Raw genomic sequence first — 20,222 nt, 5'->3', positions numbered from 1 at the left:
ATGAAGAAGGCCCCGGTGGCGGCATGCCTCCGGGGCCTTCGTGCTTCAGGGCGTCGTGAGCCCGGGGGAGGAGGCCCGGAGCTACCGGCCGGCGGTGAGGCCCGTGGGCGCGGTGGCGGTGCGGAAGATGGGGTAGACGCGGTGCTGGGTGTCACGAGCGGGGTGGCGCTCGTAGAAGAAGCGCAGGCGCGCGCGCGGGTCCTTGGCGAAGGCGGCGTCCTTGAGCTTCGCGTCCCACTCGGCCTTCACGGTGGCGTCCTTCGCGAGCAGCTCCCGCGCGAAGGGCTCCAGCACGTAGTCCTCGACGTATTCCTTCTGCTCGAAGTGGGCGTTGAAGAAGCCCCAGGACAGCAGCGAGTCTGGCGCGGTGGGCTCCAGCAGGTGGGCCACCAGCTCCACGCCCGGCTGCGCGGTGGGGACGTACAGCGCGCCCGCGGCCATGGCCTGTGACTGCTTCTCCCACGCGCCCTTCACGGAGAGCGTCTGACGGCCCTCGTTGGACTGGGGGCTCCACTTCGCCTCGGTGGCGCGGAAGACCTCCACGTCGGTGGCGGGCGTCGGGCGGGACAGGCGCTGGAAGCGCAGGCCGTGGGTGGTGAGCTTCTCGGCCACCCAGGCGGCGTGGGACGGCGGCACCAGGTAACCCCCCGAGGGGATGGAGACGGTGAGCGCGGGCTCCACCTTGTCGAAGTACGGCACGTTCCACACCTGCGGCTTGGAGTCGTCGTAGCGAATCCACGTCTGGCCGGAGACGTCGGAGGCGCCGCGCTCGTAGGCGTAGCCCCGGAAGGCGATGGGGTGGTTCTCCGACGTGTTCTTCCACGCGACGACGACGTCGCGCACCTTGCCGGACTGGGTCTCCGTGTCCACCGCCTTCACGGCGCTCATCAGCCCAGCGCCATCGCGGGCGACGAGGCGCAGGAGTCCGGCGACGACGTCGCGCGTGGCCTTCACGCGCTCGGCATAGGGCTTCCACGAGTGCGTCTCCACGAGCACGCCGAACCGGTGGTGGGCGGCGGCGTAGGCGTGGCTGAAGCGCGGGGGCGGCACGCCGTAGGCGAAGCCGGACGTCGGGTCATCGTCCTGGAGGAACGAGGGGTAGAACTCCAGGGGCTGGTGGCCTTGCGTCTCCAGTTCCTGGAACAGCTCCTGGCGCAGCTTCACGCCGAGGGTGCGCAGGCTCTCCGGGCCGGACTTCTGCGGCTCGATGCCGACGGCGACGTCGGGCTCGAACTTGGCGCCGTCGGTGACGTGGAGGTCCGCGTAGACGAGCGCGTTCCAGGAGTGGAGGTAGCGCAGCAGGGCCACCATCTCCGGGCTCTCCGCCTTGACGTAGTCGCGGTTGAGGTTGAGGTTCCGCGAGGTGACGCGCCAGCCCATCTCCTCGGGGCCCACCTGATTGGGGCGGTTGTTGGGGCCGAAGCGCTCGTGGCCGTCGACGTTGAAGACGGGGACGAAGACAGCGGTGACGCCCTTGAGGACTCCCGGCAGCGTCTTGCCGGCGAGGATGTCTCGCAAGAGCGCGAAGCCGGCGTCCTTGCCGTCGATTTCACCGGCGTGGATGCCGCCCTGGAAGAAGACGACGGGGCGGCTCTTCTTCGTGTTGGCGGCGGGGGTGAGGGTGCCATCGGCGCTGGCGACGAGGGCGAGCATGGGCCGGCCCTCGGGGGTGGTGCCGAAGGTGTCGCAGCGCACCTTGCCGGGGTAGGCCTTGGGGAAGGCGCGGCAGAGCGCCTCCACCTCGGGGTAGCGGCCGGTTCGAGTCCAACCACTCTGCTCGGACGCGGTGGTGAGCGGCGGTGGGGACTGGGAGAGCGCCAGGGAGAGGGCGGTGGCGAGGAGCATGGCCAACCCTCAACACAGGCTCTGGTGGGTTTCAACCGCCTCGCACGGTGAGTGTTCCACCCACCGGTAGGACGTGGACGTGCTCTCGCGGCCAGCCCCGGCGCTTCCACTCGGCGTCCAGGCGGCGGGGCGGTTCGTCGAGCGGCTCGTCGGTGAGCTTGAACGTCCCCCAGTGCATGGCGAGGAACTCCCGGGCGCCGAGCGCCTCGAAGGCGCGGACGGCGTCCTCGGGGTTCATGTGCTGGCGGCTCATGAACCACTCCGGGTCATAAGCGCCAATGGGGAGCAGGGCGGCGTCGAGCTTGGGGAAGCGGCGGCCAATCTCCTGGAAGCCATCGAACCAGGCGGTGTCACCGGAGTGGTAGACGCGGGCGCTGGAGCCCTCGATGACGAAGCCGCCCCAGAGCATCTCGTTGGCGTCGTTGAGGCCGCGTCGGCTCCAGTGCTGCGAGGGGACGTAGTGGATGGTGACGGGGCCCACTCGGGTGGACTGCCACCAGTCCAGTTCGGTGACGGCGAGCTTGCCGCCCTTGAACACGGGAGCGTGTCCCAGGCCGGTGACGATGGGCGCGCCCACGTCGTTGAGCGTGGGCAGGTCCAGATGGTCGTAGTGGTTGTGGGAGACGAGGCTTGCCGCGATGGGGGGCAGCTTGTCGATGGGGACGCCGGGCGGGACGTTGCGGTGGATGACGACGTTGATGGCGTCGCGCAGCACGGGGTCGATGAGGAGGGACAGGCCGTCGAGCTGGACGAGCCAGCTCGCGTGGCCCAGCCAGGTGAGGCGCGCGCCCTCGCCGGGGGCGGGAGGCGTGGCGAGCAGGGCGAGGTCCGGCTCCACGCGAGGGACGGGCGCATGGCCGGGAGACTTGCGGCGGCGGCCGGTGAGCTTGTCGGCGACTGCCCATTTGAAGACGGTGCTGAACGGCTGAGGGCCGCTGCCGTCCAGGTTCTTGAAGCGCAAGGCCATGATGCGTGCTCCTCGAAGGACACCGGAGCCCGAGGCCCCGAGCCTCTGTCATGCTCGCGGGACGGTTCGGTTCGCAAGGGGAATGGAGCCCCTATCATGGTCGACATCACACATCGCACGCTCGAGACGAACGGGATTCGCCTTCATGTCGCGGAGGCGGGGAAGGGGCCTCTCGTGTTGCTGCTCCATGGGTGGCCGGAGTCCTGGTACTCGTGGCGGCATCAGCTCCCGGCGCTCGCGGCCGCGGGCTATCGCGTCGTGGCGCCGGACGTTCGAGGTTTTGGACGCAGCGACAAGCCGGGGCCCGTCGAGGCGTACAGCATGAAGAACCTGGTGGCGGACTTCGTGGGGCTGCTGGACGCGCTCGGGGAGAAGACGGCGGTGGTGGTGGGGCACGACTGGGGTGCGGCGATGGCGTGGACCTGTGCCGCGCTTCATCCGGAGCGCTTCAGGGCCGTCGTCGGCATGAGTGTTCCGCATCTGGGGCGTACGCCCATGCCTCCCACGCAGCTCTTCAAGGCGGTGTTCAAGGAGAAGTGGTTCTACATCCAGTACTTCCAGCAGCCCGGCGTCGCCGAGGCGGAGCTGGAGGCGGATGTCTCGCGGACGATGCGCACGGTGCTGGCGGGCAGCGTCGCGGGCTTCGACACGACGTCGGAGTTGGTGCGCGCGAGGAAGCAGGGGGACGGGTTTCTCACGGGCATCGAGACGCCCAAGACGTTGCCTGCCTGGCTCACGGAGGAGGATGTCGCGTACTTCGTAAAGGAGTTCGAGGGCAGCGGGTTCCGGGGTGGGTTGAATCGCTATCGCAACATGGACCGTGACTGGGAGGAATTGCCCGAGCTGGCGACGGTGAAAATCGAGCAGCCCGCGCTGTTCATCACGGGAGAGAAGGACCCGGGTCGTGCGCTGGCGCCGGTGGATTTGATGAAGCCGCTGGTGCCCCACTTGAAGGACATTCTCGTCATTCCTGGCGCGGGACACTGGGTTCAGCAGGAGCGTCCCGCCGAGGTCAATGCCGCGCTGTTGTCGTTCTTGAAGTCGCTGCCCGCGTGATGTCGAGGTGGGCTCGGGTCTGTCACCAGTCGGGGTGACAGACCCAGGGACTGGAGGGGCGACGCTGGAAGCAGCGGTAGGCTTCGTCGCAGGTGTTGGGGCCCTTGGGGTCGCAGGGTTGCTCGCAGGCCCATCCGTCACAGACGAGGCCATCAGGGCAGGGGGGGAAGTCCTTGCCGCAGCGTTGCTCGCACTCGGACCAGATGCGGTCGGGGAGATGGGTCGCGTGCATGAACTCGCACGTCTGGCCCGAAGGGCAGGGTGTCTGTTGGCATTGGGGGCCGAACACCCTGGCGCAGGCGGAGGCGCCCTGTTCGTGGCGGATGCAGTGCTGACCTTCGGGGCAGCCGCTCTTCTCACAGGTGGGGAGGCAGAGCGGTTCGGGTTGGGTGTCCGCGCAGAAGAAGTTGGGAGCGCAGCTGCCCGGCTCCGTCAGTGAGCAGGTGCGCGCGCAGAAACCGTCTCGGCTCCCACATATCAGTCCTGGTGCACAGGCCTCTTCCCGAGAGGCGGGAACCTTGATGCACCGCTCTCCTTCCGTGCGCACGCCGAGAAGCAGGCAGTAGCGCACCATGGGACCGGGGCCTTCCGTCGCGAGGAGGCGACAGTGCTGCCCATCCTCGCATTGCGCATCTGTGATGCATTGGCTGTCAGCGCAGTACTGAGCATGTGCTCGGGCGTCCATGAGGCAGCCCAGGGGGGCCTCACAGTCGGCGCTACGAGTGCAGTTCCGGTGATAGGTCCGCAGTGGGCCGCGTTCCTCTTTGGAGAGGAGGGGGCTGACGGGGCGCCCTCGAAAGTGTTCCGGTTGCTCGGGTTGGAGTGTGCCGCCGAGGATGAGCACCAATGGCAGCGGAAGGAGCAGCGCGACTCCAACCCCCAGGGGTGTCCGCCAGTTCATTCCACTTCACCACAGCGTTGGATGCATTCCGCGCTTTTCGAGGCCGCTCCGCCACAGTAGCGCTCGCGCTCCACGCTGGAGCAGCGCGAAGGGATGTTCTCCAGCGCATCCTGATGCGCGGCCCGGTCCACGAGGCCATCACGTCGATGCACCTCCGGGCAGCCCATGACGGCGCAGGACAGCGCACAGACCCAGAAGGTCATCCACGGCATCGCTGTGTCCCCCGGGAGGATGCGCTGCGAGGTCATCCTACTGAAGGCTGATTCTTCATCTGCCGATGCACGTGTTGTGACTGTGCATGCCAGGACACTGCGAAGCTCTCGATGCAGGTGATGCACGCGGAGATGTGCAGTTGTTTGTGGCCGGGCGCCGAAGCAGGCCGCGCACGTCAGGCACCGGTAATGGTTCGATTCAGGATGAGGAGTCACACGGAGGGACATGTTGTCGGGAGCATGGATGGCAGCATCTTGGGTCGCGGATTCCTCCGAAGATTCGGAACGGAAATCTGAACATGGGATGTCAATGAACCAGATGAACAAGCACCAGTCCGTTGTCCAATGCATCATCTCGCTCCGTACATCCATTCTCAGGATGTTCCTGAACTTTCAATGGGGCGATGAAGGGCCGCAGCCTCCGTCGTCGGGTTCTCCGTCGGGATTTCCCAACGAGAGCCCCTGAGAGAGGATCAGGGCTCGAACGGCGCGGTCATTGTCGTTCGGCATGATGCATCGCTCGGTTCGCAAGCCGGGTGTGGATTGAAACAGATTGCCGTTCTCGATTTTCGGTATGTATAGCAGGGCCACCGCTGAGGCCGTTCTGCTTGGCGGTGGACTCTGCTCGGACTTCGCTGGGCCGAAACGGCGTCACCAGTCGGGGTGGCAGACCCAGGGGCTGGAGGGGCGACGCTGGAAGCAGCGGTAGCCTTCGTCGCAAGTGTTAGGGCCCTTGGGGTCGCAGGGCTGCTCGCAGGCCCAGCCGTCACAAACGCGGCCGTCGGGGCAGGGGTGGAAGTCCTTGCCACAGCGCAGCTCGCACTCGGACCAGATGCGGTCGGGGAGACGGGATGCGTGCATGAACTCGCACGTCTGGCCCGAAGGGCAGGGTGTCTGCTGGCACTGAGGGCCGAACACCCTGGCGCAGGCGGAGGCGCCTCCTTCGTGGCGGATGCAGTGCTGTCCTTCGGGGCAGCCGCTCTTCTCACAGGTGGGGAGGCAGAGCGGTTCGGGATAGTCGTCCACGCAGAAGAAGTGGGGTGGACAGGTGCTGGCGTCATCCAGACTGCACGGTCGCCCGCAGAAGCTTCCTTCGCGGGAGCAATACAGCCCGGGCCCACAGGCGCCTTCCTGGGACTCGGAGATGTCCACGCATCGCTCGCCTTCCTTGCGGATGCCCACGGGCACGCAATAGCGCACCACGGGGTCTTGTCTCGCGGTGGCGAGGAGTCGACAGGTCTGTCCGTCGGGACACTGCGCATCCGTGAAGCACTGGCTGTCCGTGCAATAAATCGCGCGAGCACGCTCATCGAAGAGGCAGCCCAGTGGCGGGTCGCACCCCACTTTTGCACCGCAGTTTCGATGGTAGGTCTGGAATCGTGAGCGTTCTTCTGGCGTGAATACGGGACTGACCCGCCGGCCCCGGACGTATTCAGGAAGGTCTGGTTGCAGCAGGCTGCTTGTCGTGAGGACAAGAGGCAGTGGAATCAACAACGCGATGCCTGCTCCCAGCATCGTTCGCACGTTCATTGCTGACCGCCACACGTCTGGATGCACGTCTCGCTCTGCTCGCGACCATCGCTGCAGAAGAGCCTGAAGTCGTCCTCGGAGCAGCCCGTGGGAATGCTCTCCAGTGCATCCTGATGCGCGGCCCGGTCCACGAGGCCATCACGTCGATGTACCTCCGGGCAGCCCATGACGGCGCAGGACAGCGCACAGACCCAGAAGGTCATCCATGGCATCGCTGTGTCCCCCCGACAGAGGAAACGACACAGGCATTCTACCGAAGGTAGGAAGTCCCGGAGACAACCTGGGTGATGGGCGAGTGGGACTGTGCACGCGCCGACATCGCTCACCCACACGGCCCCGCACTCCCTTATATAGAACGCGATGCTTCCCACCGCCGGCTCCACGACTCGCAAGCTGCTGCTCGCCTTCGGTGCGCTGGTGGCGCTCTTCACCGCCGCCTCGGGCTTCGCGCTCGCTCGGCTGGCGGACATTCACGATGCCTCACATGAACTACGCGAAGCCGGCGGTCGGGTTCGCGAGGCACTCGAGCTGGCGACCGCCGTGAGGGACCAGTACGCCCATCTGGCCCACACCATCATCCTCGGCAACGCCAGCCACGTTCACTTCCACGAGGAGTCGCGAGCGCGCGTCGAGACGCTCACCCGCCGGCTCCGAGAGCAGGCTCAAGACGCCGAGGAGCGCGCCTGGGTGGCGGACATCCAGGAGAACGGTGACGCGCTGGACCGCCTGTACCGCGAGACGCTCCTGCCCGCCGTGCTGGCGAAGGACCACGCCGCCGTCACCGCCGCCCACGGCCGCGCCCTGGAGCGCGTGTCCCTCATCCAGGCCCGAGCCGAGGCCCTCGCGCGTCGCTTCGACACCTCCCTCGGCTCCTTCGAGGAACACGTCGCAGCCGTCGAGCACACCAGCTTCCGCTGGGCCCTGCTCTTCCTCGGCGGCGCCACGCTGTTCGCCGTGGGCGTGGGCATCTACATCGGAAACTCCGTGGCTCGCCCCGTCGCACGCCTGTCCGACGGCGCCGCGAGACTCGCCCAGGGCGACCTGCACACGCGAATCCCCGAGGACGACCCAGGAGAACTTGGCCGACTCGCCGCGCAGTTCAACCGGATGACCGAGGCCCTGCGCACGCACCAGACCCAGCTCGTCCAGCACGAGAAGCTCGCCAGCGTCGGCCGGCTCGCCGCGGGCGTCGCGCACGAAATCAACAACCCGCTCGGCGTCATCCTCGGCTATGTGCGCATCCTCCAGCGCAAGGCGGAAGGCGCCCTGGCCGAGGACCTGAAAGTGGTGGAGGAGGAGGCCGTGCGATGCCAGCAGATTGTCGAAGGACTCCTCGACCTCTCCCGTCCGGGTCAGGGCCCGGTGGAACAAATCCCCCTGCGCGAGACGTGTGAGGACGTGGTGGCGAGGCTGCGCGAAGCGGAGAGACTCGGGCAGGTGGACGTGCGCGTGGAAGGTTCGGCGAGCGCGTGGGCCCAGCCCGCGAGACTGCGTCAGGTGCTCCTCAACCTGGTGAAGAACGCCGCCGAGGCCGCGGGAACACATGGCACCGTCGAAGTGCGAATCGCCCCCGCGAACGACGGTGGCGCCAGCGTCTCCGTCTCCGACTCCGGCCCCGGTGTGAAGCCCGAGGACCACCGCCGCCTCTTCGAGCCCTTCTTCACCACCAAGTCCACGGGCACGGGTCTGGGGCTCGCGGTGAGTCAGGCCATCGCGGAAGCCCACGGAGGACGCATCGAAGCGGACACGGGCCCGCTGGGAGGCGCGCGCTTCACGTTGCGATTGCCCCCCGCGTCGGCCGAGCGGGAGGCGATGGCGTGAGCACTCAAACCCAGCCTGCCGTCCTGGTGGTCGACGACAAGGAGAACATGCGCAAGCTGTTCTCCCGCATCCTCGGAGACGCCTACGCGGTGACGGAGGCCGCTGACGGCGAGCAGGCCATGTCCCTCCTGGCGTCACGTGACTTCGACGTGGTGGTGACGGACATCCAGATGCCCGGAGCGGACGGCTTCGCGGTGCTGCGCGAGGTGAAGCGCCGCGCGCCCGGCACGGAGGTGATTCTCGTCACCGCGTTCGCCAGCATCCCCAAGGCCGTCGAGGCCATCAAGGAAGGCGCCTACGACTACCTCTCCAAGCCGTTCGACCCGGACGAGGTCGCGCTCGTCGTGGCCCGCGCGCTGGAGAAGCGTCGCCAGGGACGAGAGGCCGCGGGACTGAAGGCGCGTCTCGCGTCAGCCCCTGAACTCCACGGGCTGCTGGGAGGCAGCGCCGCGATGCACGCCCTGCACGGCCTGCTCTCCCAGGTCGCGACCAGAGACCTCACCGTGCTTCTCACGGGCGAGACAGGCACGGGCAAGGAGCTGGCCGCGCGAGCAGTCCACAAGGAGAGCCCCCGCGCCGCGAAGCCCTTCGTCGCTGTGAACTGTGGCGCGCTCCCCGCGGAGCTCGTGGAGAGCGAGCTGTTCGGCCACGCGAAGGGCGCCTTCACGGGCGCCACGGCGGCGAAGCCCGGACTCTTCGAGGAAGCCCACGGCGGCACGCTCTTCCTTGACGAGATTGGAGACCTCCCGCTGCCCGTGCAGGTGAAGCTCAACCGCGCCCTCCAGGAGAAGGAAGTCCGACGCGTGGGCACCACCGTGCCGGTGAAAGTAGACGTCCGCGTGGTGGCCGCCACGCACCGTGACTTGTCCGCCGAGGTGGCCTCGGGCCGCTTCCGCGAGGACCTCTACTACCGCCTCAACGTGGTGACGGTGCGCCTGCCCGCGCTGCGAGAGCGACGCGAGGACGTCCCGCTGCTCGCGATGTATTTCCTGTCCCGCTCGGGACGGCCCGAAGTGGAGAGCTTCACCGCCGAGGCCCTGCGCGCGCTCGCGTCCTACGACTGGCCCGGCAACGTGCGCCAGCTCGAGAACGCGGTGGCGCGAGCCGTGGCCGTGGCCCGAGGCATTCGAATCACTCCTGAGGACCTTCCTCCCGAAGTGGCCACGTCACGCGGTGTCACCTCGGGCGCTACGGCCCCGGGCGTGAGGGCCACCGCCGAATCCCTGGCGAAGCTGCCCTACCGCGAAGCGGTGGACGGCGCTCGCGACACGGTGTCCCGCGAGTACCTCACCGCGTTGATGCAGGAGTTCGGCGGCAACGTCACCCACGCCGCCGAACGCGCCGGCATGGAGCGCGAGAGCCTCCATCGACTGCTCAAGCGCTACGGCGTGCGTTCGGACGACTTCAAGCGCTCCGAGTGACGCGCCGCCACACGGGTCAGAATGCAGGCACCACCGCGCCGCCGTACTGGGACTCGATGAAGTGGCGCACCTCGCCGGACTGGAGCGCCTTGAGCAGCACGCGGACCTCGGGGCGGGACTCGTCACCCTTCCGGACGACGAGCACATTCGCATAGGGATTGCGCGTGGAGGACTCGCGAGCCAGCACCTTCGCGTCCAGCTTCAGGTGCTTCTGCGCCTCCAGGAAATAGTTGCCATTGATGACGGCGGCGGCCACGTCCTCCAGGGTGCGAGGCTGCTGCTCGGCGTCTATCTCCCGCAGCTCCAGCTTGCGAGGATTGCCCACCACATCACCCACCGTCGCGACGGCGCCCGCGGTCTCCTTCAATCGCAGCAGGCCCTGGTCCGCGAGCAGGTGCAGCGCGCGCGAAGCGTTGCTCGGGTCCGAGGGAATCGTCACCTGTGCTCCCTCGGGCAGCTCCGCGAGCTGGCGGAACTTCGTCGAGTACAGCGCCAGGGGCTCCAGGTGCACCGCGCCCGCGCTGCTCAGCGAGAGCTGACGGTCCGCGGAGAATCGCTCCAGGTACGGCACATGCTGGAAGTAGTTGGCGTCGAGCTGCCCATCCGCCAGGGCCACGTTGGGCTGCACATAGTCGGTGAACTCCACCACCTCGATGCGCACGCCGGAGCGCAAGGCCACGGGCACCGCCGCGCGGAGAATCTCGCCATGCGGCACCGGGTTGACGCCAATCCTCAGCGTGGGCACTCCGGGCGCCTCGCCGGTGGCGGGGGCCTCCGATTTCTTGCAGCCCGTCCCCACGAGCAGCGCGACGGAGACGGCGGCGAAGGCCAGGGGGATGATGAGGAATGACGCGGGTGGCTTCATGACGTGTGGATTCCGAGGGGAGAGGCCGCGGGCAACAGCGAGGCCGGGCGGATATTTCAGTCGTGCGCGCGGCGGGAGTGGGGCGAGGTGTGGTCGAAGCGCGAAGCCACTCCGTCACCCAGCCACTGCACGAGCTGCACCAGCGCGAGCAGCACGGCGAGGCAGCCCAGCATGACGTCGGTGCGGAAGCGCATGTAGCCGTACTTCACCGCCAGGTCTCCCAGCCCACCTCCGCCCACGGCGCCCGCCATGGCGCTGTAGCCGAGCAGGCTGATAACCACGAGCGCGGTACCGCGCACGAGAGAAGGCAGGGCCTCCGGAAGCAGGACGCGGAAGACGACGCGGCGGTGGGTCGAGCCCATGGCGATGGCGGCCTCCACCAGTCCGGAGTCCACCTCGCGCAGGCCCTGCTCCACCACGCGGCCCATGAAGGGAATCGCCGCGACGACCAGCGGAACGATGGCGGCGGTGGTGCCAATCGTGGTGCCCACCAGCAGGCGAGTCAGGGGAACGATGGCCACCATCAAGATGATGAACGGCACCGAGCGCCCCACGTTGACGAGCATGCCCAGCACGCGGTGAAGCGCCGGGCGCTCCCACAGTCCGCCCCGGTCCGTCAGCACCAGCAGCACGCCCAGGGGCAGCCCCGCGAGCACCACCAGCACCGTGGCCACCGACGTCATGTAGAGCGTCTCCAGCGTGGCCACCCACAGTGAATGCGTCAGCTCACCAGGCATGAGCCGCCTCCTCCGACGTCACACCCTGCTCGCGCAGGAACGCCAGGGCCTGGCTCACCGCGTCCGGAGCCCCCGTGAGCTCGAAGAGCAGCCGCCCCACGCGCGCCTCGCCCACGCGCTCCAGTGAGCCCTCCAGCAGGTGCGCATCCACGTCGAAGCGACGCGCCAGGGTGGAGAGGATGGGGCGCGTGGAGTGCTCGCCGGACAGCGACAGCTCCACACGCTGACCGCCCCGCAGGACGGCACTCTCGCCCGTGGTGAAGGGCGGGTAGCACAGCCCATGCAGATGCGTGCCAGGACGGGAGAGCAGTTCCACCACCTTGCCCTGCTCCACGAGTCGCCCCTGCTCCAGCACGGCCACGGTGTCGCAGATGGCCTTCACCACCTCCATCTGGTGGGTGATGAGCAGGATGGTGAGCCCGAGCTGTCGGTTCAAATCCCGGAGCAACGCCAGCACCGAGCGCGTCGTCTCCGGGTCCAGCGATGACGTCGCCTCGTCGGACAGCAGAATGCGAGGACGCGGCGCCAGGGCGCGGGCGATGCCCACCCGCTGCTTCTGTCCACCCGACAGCCGCGCCGGGTACGTGTCCGCCTTGTCCGACAGGCCGACCAGGGCGAGCAGCTCCGCGACACGCGCGCGAATCTGCTCGCGCGGCAGCCCCGCCACCTCGAGCGGATACGCGACGTTGGCCGCCACCGTCTGCGAGGAGAACAGGTTGAAGTGCTGGAAGATCATCCCGATGCCCTGCCGCGCCAGGCGCAGCTCCTCGGGACTCAGTGACAGCAGCTCCTTCCCATTCACCCGCACGCGGCCCTGGGTGGGACGCTCCAGCAGGTTGACGCAGCGGATGAGGGTGGACTTGCCCGCGCCGCTCTGTCCGAGCACGCCGAACACTTCTCCCGGGTCCACCCGCAGCGACACGTCCTGGAGCGCCGACAGCTCGCGCCCGCCCTGCCTGTACACCTTGCTGATACCGCGCAGCTCAATCATCCACCGACTCCCTGCGGTGTGTTCGCCAGCTCCTCGGCGAACGCGGCGAACGAACTCCAGTACCGCTCGCCCGTGTCGGGCAGCACGGTGAGCACCGTCTTGCCGGGCCCCAGGCGCCTGGCCACCTGCCGGGCCGCATGCAACGCCGCGCCACTGGAGATGCCCACGAGCAGACCCTCACGGCTCGCCAGCTCCCGCGCGGCGAGGTACGCGTCGACATCCGCGACGTCGATGACCTCGTCATAGACGGAGCGGTCCAGCACCTCCGGCACGAAGTTGGCGCCAATGCCCTGGATGCGATGCGGCCCCGCCTTGCCCTGGGTGAGCAGGGGCGAGCGCAGCGGCTCCACCGCGATGACCTGCAGGGACGGGTTCTCCTTCTTCAGCACGCTGCCCGCGCCGGTAATCGTGCCGCCCGTGCCGATGCCCGCCACGAAGGCGTCGAGCTTGCGCACGTCCAGGTCTCCGAGAATCTCCTTCGCCGTGGTGCGCCGGTGGATCTCCGGGTTGGACGGGTTGCGGAACTGCTGCGGCATGAAGCCCTTGTCGCCCAGCTCCTTGATGAGCTCGTCGGCCGCCTCGACGGCGCCATTCATGCCCTTGGCCGCGGGCGTCAGCACCAGCTCCGCGCCATAGGCCTCCAGGATGCGGCGGCGCTCCACGCTCATGCTCTCCGGCATGGTGAGGATGATGCGGTAGCCCTTCACCGCGGCGACCATGGCCAGGGCCACGCCAGTGTTTCCGCTGGTGGGCTCGACAATCGTCATGCCCGGACGCAGGCGACCCTTGTTCTCCGCGTCCTCAATCATCGCCAGGCCGATGCGGTCCTTCACGCTGCCACCGGGGTTGAAGGATTCGACTTTCGCCAGCAGCGTGGCGGCGTCAGGGCCACCGACGCGCGACAGGCGGATGATGGGCGTGCGGCCAATGAGCTGCGTCACGTCGGGGTAGATGTTGTTGGGCATCCGCGTCTCGGGGGTTGGGGCCGGGACTTCGATGCTGCGCCCCGGCGTGTGGGGAAAATGGAACGGCCCGTCTCCAGGTTTCTGGGGGACGGGCCGGACACGCCTGCGCGCGAAAGACGCTCAGTACGCTCGAACGGACGGACCCGTCGTGACGCGGCAACACATGCCGCGACAACAGGACCCGAACGGAGCGACGAAGCAGAGCATCGGCTTCAGGACGTAACCAATCCGCCGGAGACTGTCAACCCGACCTCCCTGTCATGCGGCCTCCTTCAAGGCCCGGCCCAGCGCGAGCGCGAGGTCCGCCTGGAGGTCCTCCAGGTCCTCCAGTCCCACCGAGAAGCGGATGAGGCTGTCGGTGATTCCGCGTCGCTCACGCTCGGCGGCGGGCACGGAGGCATGCGAGTGCCTCGCCGGCACGGTGATGATGCTCTCCACCGCGCCCAGCGACACGCCGAGCAGCGGCAGTCGCAGCGAGTCCACGAAGGTCGCCGCCATCGAGTCATGGGCGAGTCGGAAGGACACCACCGCGCCGGTGCCCGGATAGAAGACCTCTCGAATCTCCGGCCTGCCTCCGAGCCAGCGCGCGAGCACCCCGGCCGTGCGCACCTGCCGCTCCATGCGGACCTGCAGCGTCTTGATGCCGCGCTGGAGCAGGAAGCAGTCCTGCGGCCCGAGCACCGCACCCACGGCGTTCTGGAGGAAGTAGACCTCCTTCGCCAACTCCGGCGTCTTCACCGCCACCGTGCCCGCGATGACGTCGCTGTGTCCGCCCAGGTACTTGGTGGCGGAGTGGATGACGATGTCGGCGCCCTCGGTGAGCGGACGCGAGAGGTAGGGGGACAGGAAGGTGTTGTCCACGATGAGCAGCGCGCCGTACGTCCGCGCGAGGCTGGACATGGCGGCGACGTCCGTGCGCCGCAGGAAGGGATTGCTCACCGTCTCGACGAGCAGCCCCTTGGTGTTGGGGCGGAACGCGGCGCGCACCGCGTCCACGTCCGACGTGTCGACGAAGGTGGCCTTGAGCCCGAAGCGGCTGAAAACCCGGGTGAGGACGCGGTAGGTGCCGCCGTAACAGTCGTCGGTGACGACCAGGTGGTCCCCCGCGCTGAAGAGCATCAGCACCGTGGACAGCGCGGCCATGCCGGAGCCGAAGGCGAAGGCCCCGGCGCCCTCGTCCAGCGACGCGAGGACGCCCTCCAATGCCTTGCGCGTGGGGTTGCCGGAGCGGGCGTAGTCGAACTCGCCGGAGTGCTCCAGGCCCGGCTGGTCGAACATGGAGACCTGGTAGATGGGCACCGCGGCGGCGCCCGTCACCGGGTCGACTTCATGACCCGTGTGCAGCAGTCGGGTCGCGAAGCTCGACGGGCTGGGAGCGCCCTTCGAGCGCCTGGGCCAAATCGGAGATGATGTCATGGCTGTCCTCGATGCCCACGGAGAGGCGAATCAATCGGTCGGTGATGCCAAGCTCTTCCCGGCGCGCGACGGGGATGTCGGCGTGGGTCTGCGTGGCGGGGAAGGTGATGAGGGTTTCGACGCCGCCCAGGGACTCGGCGAAGAGGCAGATGCGCACGGCGGCGAGCACTTGCGGCACCAGGGCCGCGTCGGTGACGTTGAAGGAGAGCATCCCGCCCGTGCCCGGGTAGTAGACGCGCTCGACCTTGGGGTGGCTCGACAGGAAGGCGGCCACGTCGCGGGCGTTGGACTGGTGGCGCTCCATGCGCAGCGCGAGCGTCTTGAGCCCGCGAATCACCAGGTAGGAGTCCTGCGGCCCGAGCACGGCGCCGATGCCGTTCTGGACGAAGGCGAGCCGCTCGCCCACCGCCGCGTCCTTCACCACGAGCGCTCCGGCGACGACGTCGTTGTGGCCGGCCAGGTACTTGGTCGCGCTGTGGACGACGATGTCCGCGCCCAGCTCCAGAGGCCGCTGGAGGAAAGGTGTGTTGAAGGTGTTGTCGACGATGAGGAGCGCGCCCGCCTTCCGGGCGATGTCCGCGAGCGCGGGCAGGTCCGCCGTCTTCATCAGCGGGTTGGTGGGCGATTCCACCAGCAGGGCCTTGGTGTTGGGGCGCAGCGCCGCGCGCACCGCGTCCAGCCGCGTGGTGTCCACGAAGGTGTGGGGGATGTGGAGCAGCTTGTCCACGAGTCGGAACGTCCCACCGTAGAGGTCCTCGGTGAGGACCAGGTGGTCCTCGGGGCCGAGGAGCTGGAGGGCGCAGTGCAGCGCGGCCATGCCGGAGGCGAAGGCGAGGCCCCGGTTGCCTCCTTCGAGGCTTGCGAGCGCGTCCTCGAGCGCGGCGCGGGTGGGGTTCTTCGTGCGCGAGTAGTCGTACCCGGTGGAGTGGCCGAGCGCGGGGTGCTGGTAGGTGGCGGACTGGTAGATGGGCACGGCGACCGCGCCGGTGGACGGGTCTCTGCGGGTGCCGGCGTGGACGAGGGCGGTGGCGAGCTTCATGAGGTGGCTCCTGTTTCCCGGTGGGCGAGGCTCAGCGGCCCCGAAGCGTTTGGGAGACGCGGAGAATATCCGCGAGCACGCCAGAAGCCGTGACAGCGCCTCCCGCGCCCGCGCCGCGCACGGTGAGGGGGAACTCGCTGTGCCGCGTGGTGGTGAAGGACACGAAGGACTCGGAGCCGCGCAGGTCCGCTGCGGGCTGCCCCGCTTCGACGGCGGTGAGTCCCACTCGGATGACGGGCGCGTCGGTGCCCAGCCGCGTCGGGTCGATGCGCGCCAGATAGCGCAGCACCGTGCCCGACTGTTTGCAGCGCTCCACCTTCTGCGTGTACTCCGCGTCGAGTGCCCGGAGGCTCCGCAGATAGGACTCGGGGGAGTCGCCAGCGTCCGAGGGCTCGGGGACGAAGGGCTCCAGCGCGACGTCGGCGAGTGACAGGGACAGGCCCAGCTCCCGCGCGAGGATGAGCGCCTTGCGTGCCACGTCCGCGCCGGACAGGTCCTCGCGCGGGTCTGACTCGGTGAAGCCCCGCTCGCGCGCCGTGCGGACCGCCGTGGAGAGGGGGACGCCCGAAGTCAGCTCGTTGCAGATGAAGCCCACGCTGCCGGACAGGGACGCGGTGATGAGGCGCACGGTGTCGCCGGTGCGCACCAGGTTGGCGAGCGTGTCGATGACAGGAAGACTGGAGGCAACCGTCGTCTCGTAGTGGTACGCGACGTGGTGATGGCGGGCTTCGGCGAGCAGCGCCTCGCGCTCGTTCCAGGGCAGGGCGAGCGGCTTCTTGTTGGCGGCCACGACGTGGATGCCCCGACGGAACGCCTCCGTGTAGAGCGAGGCCACGTCACCGTCCGCCGTGCAGTCGACGAGGATGGGCACGGGCAGTCGGCGCAGCTCGTCCAGCAGCGGCGCCAGCGCGCGCGTGCCGGGTTCGCCTCGGACGACGCGGGCGAGCTGCTCCTCGATTCCATCCAGGGCGAGCCCGGTGGAGTCGAACAGGGTGCGTCGGCTGTCGGCGATGCCCACCACGCGCAGCGCGATGCCATGGCGCTGGCGGAGCTGCTCCTGCTGGGTGCGAAGCTGTGCGAGGAGCTGTCCGCCCACGGTGCCCTTGCCGAGCACGAAGAGGCTGACCTGTTGATGGGCGAGGTTGAAGGCGGCGTGCGTCGTGCGCACCGCGATGGCGGTGTCCTCCGCGTCCACCACGCAGGAGATGGAGCGGGAGCTGGCACCCTGGGCGCTCGCGCGCACGCCGACACCCACCGCGCCCAGTGCGCTGAAGAATCGGCCGGCCACGTTGACGCCATGGCCCATCGCCTCGGCCACCAGGGTGACGAGCGTCACCGGCTCCCGGACACCGAGCGGCTCCACCTCGCGGCGGGCCAGCTCCTGCGCGAGCTCCGTCTCCAGGGCATTTCGAGCGCGCGGTGCATCCGGTCGTGGAACGACGAGGGCGATGGACTGGCCGTTGGCGGACTGGGCGGTCATCCACACCGTGACGCGAGCGGCGCGCAGGGCGGCCAGGGCGCGCTCACCGAGTTGGAACTGGTCGGACAGCTTGCGCACTTCGATTCCCAGCAGGGCCAGGTCCTCGCGCGTGGCGATGCATGTGGGGCGCTGGCCGTCACGCGAGCCGATGGCGTCGATGAGCGTGCCCGGGTGGTCCGGGTGCATGGTGTTGCGGATGCGCAGGGAGATGCCGGCCTCGATGAGGGGAATCATCGTGCGCGGGTGCAGCATGCGGACGCCGACGGCGGCCAGCTCCAGGCCCTCGCCATGGGTGAGGTGCGCCACGGGATACGCATCACTGACGAGGTCCGGGTCGGCGGTGTGAAGGCCAAGCACGTCGGTCCACACGGTGACTTCGGACGCACCCACGCCTTGAGCCACCAGGGCCGCCGTGTAGTCTGAGCCGTTGCGGCCCAGGGTGGTGGTGCGTCCGTCGAGTGTCGCGGCGATGAAGCCGGGGATGATGGGGAGGGTGGTACCCCACTCGGCGATGGCGACCTGAAGTCGCTCGCGTGTCCTGTTCACGTCCACGCGCGCGGTGCCGAAGGTGTCGTCCGTCACGAGCAGCAGGCGGGCGTCGCGGAAGTGGGCGTCGGTGCCCGCGGCCCTGAGCAACTCGGCGAGCAGGGTGGCGGAGATGACCTCTCCGAATGCGAGCACCTTGTCCTTGGATGCGGGGGAGCACTCGCGGGTGAGGGAGATGCCCTGCAGGAGTTGCTGGAGCGGGGCGAGGAGCTGGTCGACGCGCGCGGCGAGCGTGGTGGACTGCGCTGGGTGGAGCGCGGCGGCGTTCGTCTTGGCCAGGTGGGCGATGCGGGCCACCACGGTGAGCGAGCCCTCCAGCTCGCCGCGTGTAGCGAGGTCAGCGGCCTCCAGGAGCCAGTCGGTGGTGTCACCCATCGCGGAGACGACGACGGCGAGCGGGCCCGTGCGGGAGTGTTTGCCAATCAGCTCGATGACCTGGCGCAGTCGGCGGGGTGAGCCCACGGAGGAGCCGCCAAACTTCATCACCCGAAAGGAATTGCTGCTCATCTGCGAACCTCGAACGAGGGCCATGGCCCTGAAGACATGAGAGGGCGCGAGGACGCGCTGTCGACACACGTCGAGCGAGCGCGGCGACCAGGCGCCGACGAAGAAAGGAATGGGAAGTGGAGTGGGAGCCCTAGCCGGCGTGTAGCGTCCCGCGCATTCGCGAGACGGTGACGTGGCGGGCGCGGCGCATTCGAGCGCTCTCGCGGCTAGGGAGCTGCGTGGCGCGAGGGGATGCGGCGGAGGTGGATGGAACCACGGAGGTCCTCTCTCACCGAAGCTGAGGAGCTGCCTCGCTTCGGACGCTTGGTTTGCCAGTGGAGCACTTGCTCCCCGAGCCGCATCGTTTGGACACCTTGGAGGTCCGTCTCCAGGTTGTCGGGCCACCGCCGAAGCGGTACCGCTCTTGATGCTGCACGCGAAATAAACGGGATGCGGGGCCTTGTCAATCCCTCGCACCGCGACTGCGCTAGGTTTCGCCCGATATGCCGCTCATTCGCGACTCATGGTGGATGCTGGTTGCAGCGTACTTGTTGGCTTGCTCCTCCGTTCAGCACGTCCCTGACCCTCAGGAGATGGGCGAAGAGGACGCGGAGTGTTCAGCTCCCAGTGAGGACCGGTGTGTCACGCTCCTGTGCCTCGGAGCCATGTGCGGTTTCTACCGGTGTGAGGACGTGGCCGGCGACATCGAGCTCGCGCGCTTTCCTCCATCACGTCCACCGGCGGCGGCAGCGGCACCTGGGATGGGACCTCGACGGAACCGGGGCGGTGCTCAGCAACTCCCCAAGGGCGCCGTCATGGTCTTCCCGAACTGGAATGGTGCCCCCGAACGCATCATCCCCCCTTCGCATCAACTCCCGCGGGGCCGGTTCGAGAAGCATCACATCTTCCCCCAGGCAGAAGATCTGGCACGGTGGTTCGAGCGTCAGGGGCTCAAGATTCACGACTACACCATGCCCATTCCGCGAGACCTTCACCGACGGATTCACGATGGAGGTCCGTCAGGAGGTGCCTGGAACGAGGCCTGGCGCGAGTTCATCCGGAGAAACGATGATGCGAGGCCTGAGGAGATCTTCAAGCACGCGGGCGAACTCATCTACCGATTCCAGCTCCTGGGCGGGCCCATTCAGCCCTACCATTCCAGGCCGGGAACGTGATGCGCGTCTTTGAACTCAGGTGGAACAAGTCACTCTGGCCTCGCTTCAACGGGAGCCTCAACGCCGCGCACAGGTGGGGGCTGCCTGGCGCGCACTGCTCGGCGTGCGGCGCGACCTGGAGTTCCTCGGGACACCAGTATCCGGCAGTCGACCTGTCCGGACTGCCAGACCAGGACGAGTTCTTGAAGGCTCGGCCCGAGCCCGTCGCTGAGTTCGCGCGCCTTCGGGAACGAGTGAGGCCGCTGGCACCGTCGACCGCGACGTTGCCACCTGGGACAACATTCGGCCCGCTGGTGGGGACTGCTTCCGGCAGGTTCGCCGCCTTCTCGTGGTTGGGCGACAGCTTGTTGCTCGTTCGCAGTGATGTGCAGGAGGGGCTTCAAGCCGAGGGCGTGCGCGGCCTCATGGGATGTCGAACGGAGCTGCGCTTCCGTCAACAAGAGCCTCCCTCATTGCTGGAGCTTCAGATCGAACCTTGTGGACGGCTACACCCGGATTGTCTCCCTCCGGATTCGCCTCCGCCATGCGTGACGTGTGGAAGGGTCGGGCTTCGCCTGCCCGAGGAGCCCATCCTCGACGCCGCGACCTTGCCCCTGGACCGTGACCTCTTCAGGGTTGGCAACTTCGCCACGGTGATTGTGGGAACCGAGCGGTTCATGGAGTCGGTGCAGCGACTGTCCCTGGAAGGAATCTCCTTTCGAGAGCTTCCGGTGCGCTGACCGGGTCCAGCACACGCTCTGGCGGCGGGTTTGTCCTGCTCCCGCCGCCG

Annotated in this window: 16 protein-coding genes and 1 riboswitch; of the genes, 5 read left to right on the top strand and 11 right to left on the bottom strand. The window is 68.2% G+C overall.

What is annotated here, in order from left to right; translation table 11 throughout:
- Window positions 1–81 precede the first annotated feature (81 nt).
- A complete protein-coding gene (locus G4D83_RS36210; RefSeq protein WP_163869466.1) occupies window positions 82–1,845 on the bottom strand; it encodes a M14 family zinc carboxypeptidase in 1,764 nt (587 codons plus the stop codon).
- A 31-nt stretch (window positions 1,846–1,876) separates the two neighbouring features.
- Window positions 1,877–2,812: an MBL fold metallo-hydrolase gene (locus G4D83_RS36205; protein WP_163869465.1), complete on the bottom strand. Its 936-nt coding sequence runs from the start codon at window positions 2,810–2,812 to the stop codon at window positions 1,877–1,879.
- A gap of 96 nt (window positions 2,813–2,908) precedes the next feature.
- On the opposite strand from G4D83_RS36205, the gene G4D83_RS36200 reads away from it, so the two are divergent.
- Window positions 2,909–3,868, top strand: coding sequence for an alpha/beta fold hydrolase (locus G4D83_RS36200; RefSeq protein ID WP_163869464.1), 960 nt, complete (start codon window positions 2,909–2,911; stop codon window positions 3,866–3,868).
- Between the two features lie 897 nt (window positions 3,869–4,765).
- On the opposite strand, the gene G4D83_RS36195 is transcribed toward G4D83_RS36200, so the two are convergent.
- Both G4D83_RS36195 and G4D83_RS36190 read right to left on the bottom strand, forming a co-directional pair.
- On the bottom strand, window positions 4,766–5,017 hold the full coding sequence (locus G4D83_RS36195; RefSeq protein ID WP_163869463.1) for a hypothetical protein: 252 nt from the start codon (window positions 5,015–5,017) through the stop codon (window positions 4,766–4,768).
- Between the two features lie 1,490 nt (window positions 5,018–6,507).
- The gene (locus tag G4D83_RS36190) at window positions 6,508–6,714 is read right to left on the bottom strand and encodes a hypothetical protein (RefSeq protein ID WP_163869462.1); all 207 of its coding nucleotides are present in this window, start codon (window positions 6,712–6,714) and stop codon (window positions 6,508–6,510) included.
- Window positions 6,715–6,871: 157 nt separating this feature from the next.
- On the opposite strand from G4D83_RS36190, the gene G4D83_RS36185 reads away from it, so the two are divergent.
- Both G4D83_RS36185 and G4D83_RS36180 read left to right on the top strand, forming a co-directional pair.
- Window positions 6,872–8,332, top strand: a complete 1,461-nt coding sequence (locus tag G4D83_RS36185; protein WP_163869461.1) for a sensor histidine kinase — start codon at window positions 6,872–6,874, stop codon at window positions 8,330–8,332.
- Window positions 8,329–9,753 (top strand): sigma-54-dependent transcriptional regulator, encoded by a 1,425-nt coding sequence (locus G4D83_RS36180; protein WP_163869460.1) that lies wholly within the window; start codon window positions 8,329–8,331, stop codon window positions 9,751–9,753. The genes G4D83_RS36185 and G4D83_RS36180 overlap by 4 nt, the downstream gene beginning before the upstream one ends.
- A 16-nt stretch (window positions 9,754–9,769) precedes the next feature.
- Here G4D83_RS36180 and G4D83_RS36175 read toward each other — a convergent pair whose 3' ends face one another.
- The 7 genes from G4D83_RS36175 to thrA all read right to left on the bottom strand — a co-directional run bounded on the left by G4D83_RS36175 (window position 9,770) and on the right by thrA (window position 18,299).
- On the bottom strand, window positions 9,770–10,618 hold the full coding sequence (locus G4D83_RS36175; RefSeq protein WP_163869459.1) for a MetQ/NlpA family ABC transporter substrate-binding protein: 849 nt from the start codon (window positions 10,616–10,618) through the stop codon (window positions 9,770–9,772).
- Window positions 10,619–10,674: 56 nt separating this feature from the next.
- Window positions 10,675–11,355: a methionine ABC transporter permease gene (locus tag G4D83_RS36170; protein WP_163869458.1), complete on the bottom strand. Its 681-nt coding sequence runs from the start codon at window positions 11,353–11,355 to the stop codon at window positions 10,675–10,677.
- The gene (locus G4D83_RS36165) at window positions 11,345–12,346 is read right to left on the bottom strand and encodes a methionine ABC transporter ATP-binding protein (protein WP_163869457.1); all 1,002 of its coding nucleotides are present in this window, start codon (window positions 12,344–12,346) and stop codon (window positions 11,345–11,347) included. Before G4D83_RS36165 ends, G4D83_RS36170 begins: the two co-directional genes overlap by 11 nt.
- On the bottom strand, window positions 12,343–13,311 hold the full coding sequence (cysK, locus tag G4D83_RS36160) for a cysteine synthase A (RefSeq protein ID WP_163869456.1): 969 nt from the start codon (window positions 13,309–13,311) through the stop codon (window positions 12,343–12,345). Before cysK ends, G4D83_RS36165 begins: the two co-directional genes overlap by 4 nt.
- 258 nt (window positions 13,312–13,569) lie before the next feature.
- A complete protein-coding gene (locus G4D83_RS36155; RefSeq protein WP_163869455.1) occupies window positions 13,570–14,727 on the bottom strand; it encodes a trans-sulfuration enzyme family protein in 1,158 nt (385 codons plus the stop codon).
- Window positions 14,639–15,766, bottom strand: coding sequence for a trans-sulfuration enzyme family protein (locus G4D83_RS36150; RefSeq protein WP_163869454.1), 1,128 nt, complete (start codon window positions 15,764–15,766; stop codon window positions 14,639–14,641). The genes G4D83_RS36155 and G4D83_RS36150 overlap by 89 nt, the downstream gene beginning before the upstream one ends.
- A 31-nt stretch (window positions 15,767–15,797) precedes the next feature.
- The gene (gene thrA / locus G4D83_RS36145) at window positions 15,798–18,299 is read right to left on the bottom strand and encodes a bifunctional aspartate kinase/homoserine dehydrogenase I (protein WP_163869453.1); all 2,502 of its coding nucleotides are present in this window, start codon (window positions 18,297–18,299) and stop codon (window positions 15,798–15,800) included.
- Between the two features lie 309 nt (window positions 18,300–18,608).
- Window positions 18,609–18,714: riboswitch (SAM-I-IV-variant riboswitch) on the bottom strand.
- Between the two features lie 67 nt (window positions 18,715–18,781).
- Here thrA and sitA6 point away from each other — a divergent pair.
- Both sitA6 and sitI6 read left to right on the top strand, forming a co-directional pair.
- Window positions 18,782–19,453, top strand: a complete 672-nt coding sequence (sitA6, locus tag G4D83_RS36140) for a SitA6 family polymorphic toxin lipoprotein (RefSeq protein ID WP_163869452.1) — start codon at window positions 18,782–18,784, stop codon at window positions 19,451–19,453.
- Window positions 19,450–20,172, top strand: a complete 723-nt coding sequence (sitI6, locus tag G4D83_RS36135; protein ID WP_420826685.1) for a SitI6 family double-CXXCG motif immunity protein — start codon at window positions 19,450–19,452, stop codon at window positions 20,170–20,172. Before sitA6 ends, sitI6 begins: the two co-directional genes overlap by 4 nt.
- Window positions 20,173–20,222: the final 50 nt, after the last annotated feature.

The sequence above is a fragment of the Myxococcus eversor genome, from assembly GCF_010894455.1.
Classification (GTDB): Bacteria; Myxococcota; Myxococcia; order Myxococcales; family Myxococcaceae; genus Myxococcus; species Myxococcus eversor.
The sequence above is the reverse complement of the archived record's forward strand: the minus strand, read 5'-3'. Positions and strand labels throughout refer to the sequence as shown.

Coding starts and splice junctions, on each gene's coding strand:
- G4D83_RS36210 (WP_163869466.1), bottom strand. CDS start 1,845: ATGCTCCTCGCCACCGCCCTCTCCCTGGCGCTCTCCCAGTCCCCACCG.
- G4D83_RS36205 (WP_163869465.1), bottom strand. CDS start 2,812: ATGGCCTTGCGCTTCAAGAACCTGGACGGCAGCGGCCCTCAGCCGTTC.
- G4D83_RS36200 (WP_163869464.1), top strand. CDS start 2,909: ATGGTCGACATCACACATCGCACGCTCGAGACGAACGGGATTCGCCTT.
- G4D83_RS36195 (WP_163869463.1), bottom strand. CDS start 5,017: ATGACCTCGCAGCGCATCCTCCCGGGGGACACAGCGATGCCGTGGATG.
- G4D83_RS36190 (WP_163869462.1), bottom strand. CDS start 6,714: ATGACCTTCTGGGTCTGTGCGCTGTCCTGCGCCGTCATGGGCTGCCCG.
- G4D83_RS36185 (WP_163869461.1), top strand. CDS start 6,872: ATGCTTCCCACCGCCGGCTCCACGACTCGCAAGCTGCTGCTCGCCTTC.
- G4D83_RS36175 (WP_163869459.1), bottom strand. CDS start 10,618: ATGAAGCCACCCGCGTCATTCCTCATCATCCCCCTGGCCTTCGCCGCC.
- G4D83_RS36170 (WP_163869458.1), bottom strand. CDS start 11,355: ATGCCTGGTGAGCTGACGCATTCACTGTGGGTGGCCACGCTGGAGACG.
- G4D83_RS36165 (WP_163869457.1), bottom strand. CDS start 12,346: ATGATTGAGCTGCGCGGTATCAGCAAGGTGTACAGGCAGGGCGGGCGC.
- cysK (WP_163869456.1), bottom strand. CDS start 13,311: ATGCCCAACAACATCTACCCCGACGTGACGCAGCTCATTGGCCGCACG.
- G4D83_RS36155 (WP_163869455.1), bottom strand. CDS start 14,727: ATGACATCATCTCCGATTTGGCCCAGGCGCTCGAAGGGCGCTCCCAGC.
- G4D83_RS36150 (WP_163869454.1), bottom strand. CDS start 15,766: ATGAAGCTCGCCACCGCCCTCGTCCACGCCGGCACCCGCAGAGACCCG.
- thrA (WP_163869453.1), bottom strand. CDS start 18,299: ATGAGCAGCAATTCCTTTCGGGTGATGAAGTTTGGCGGCTCCTCCGTG.
- sitA6 (WP_163869452.1), top strand. CDS start 18,782: ATGCCGCTCATTCGCGACTCATGGTGGATGCTGGTTGCAGCGTACTTG.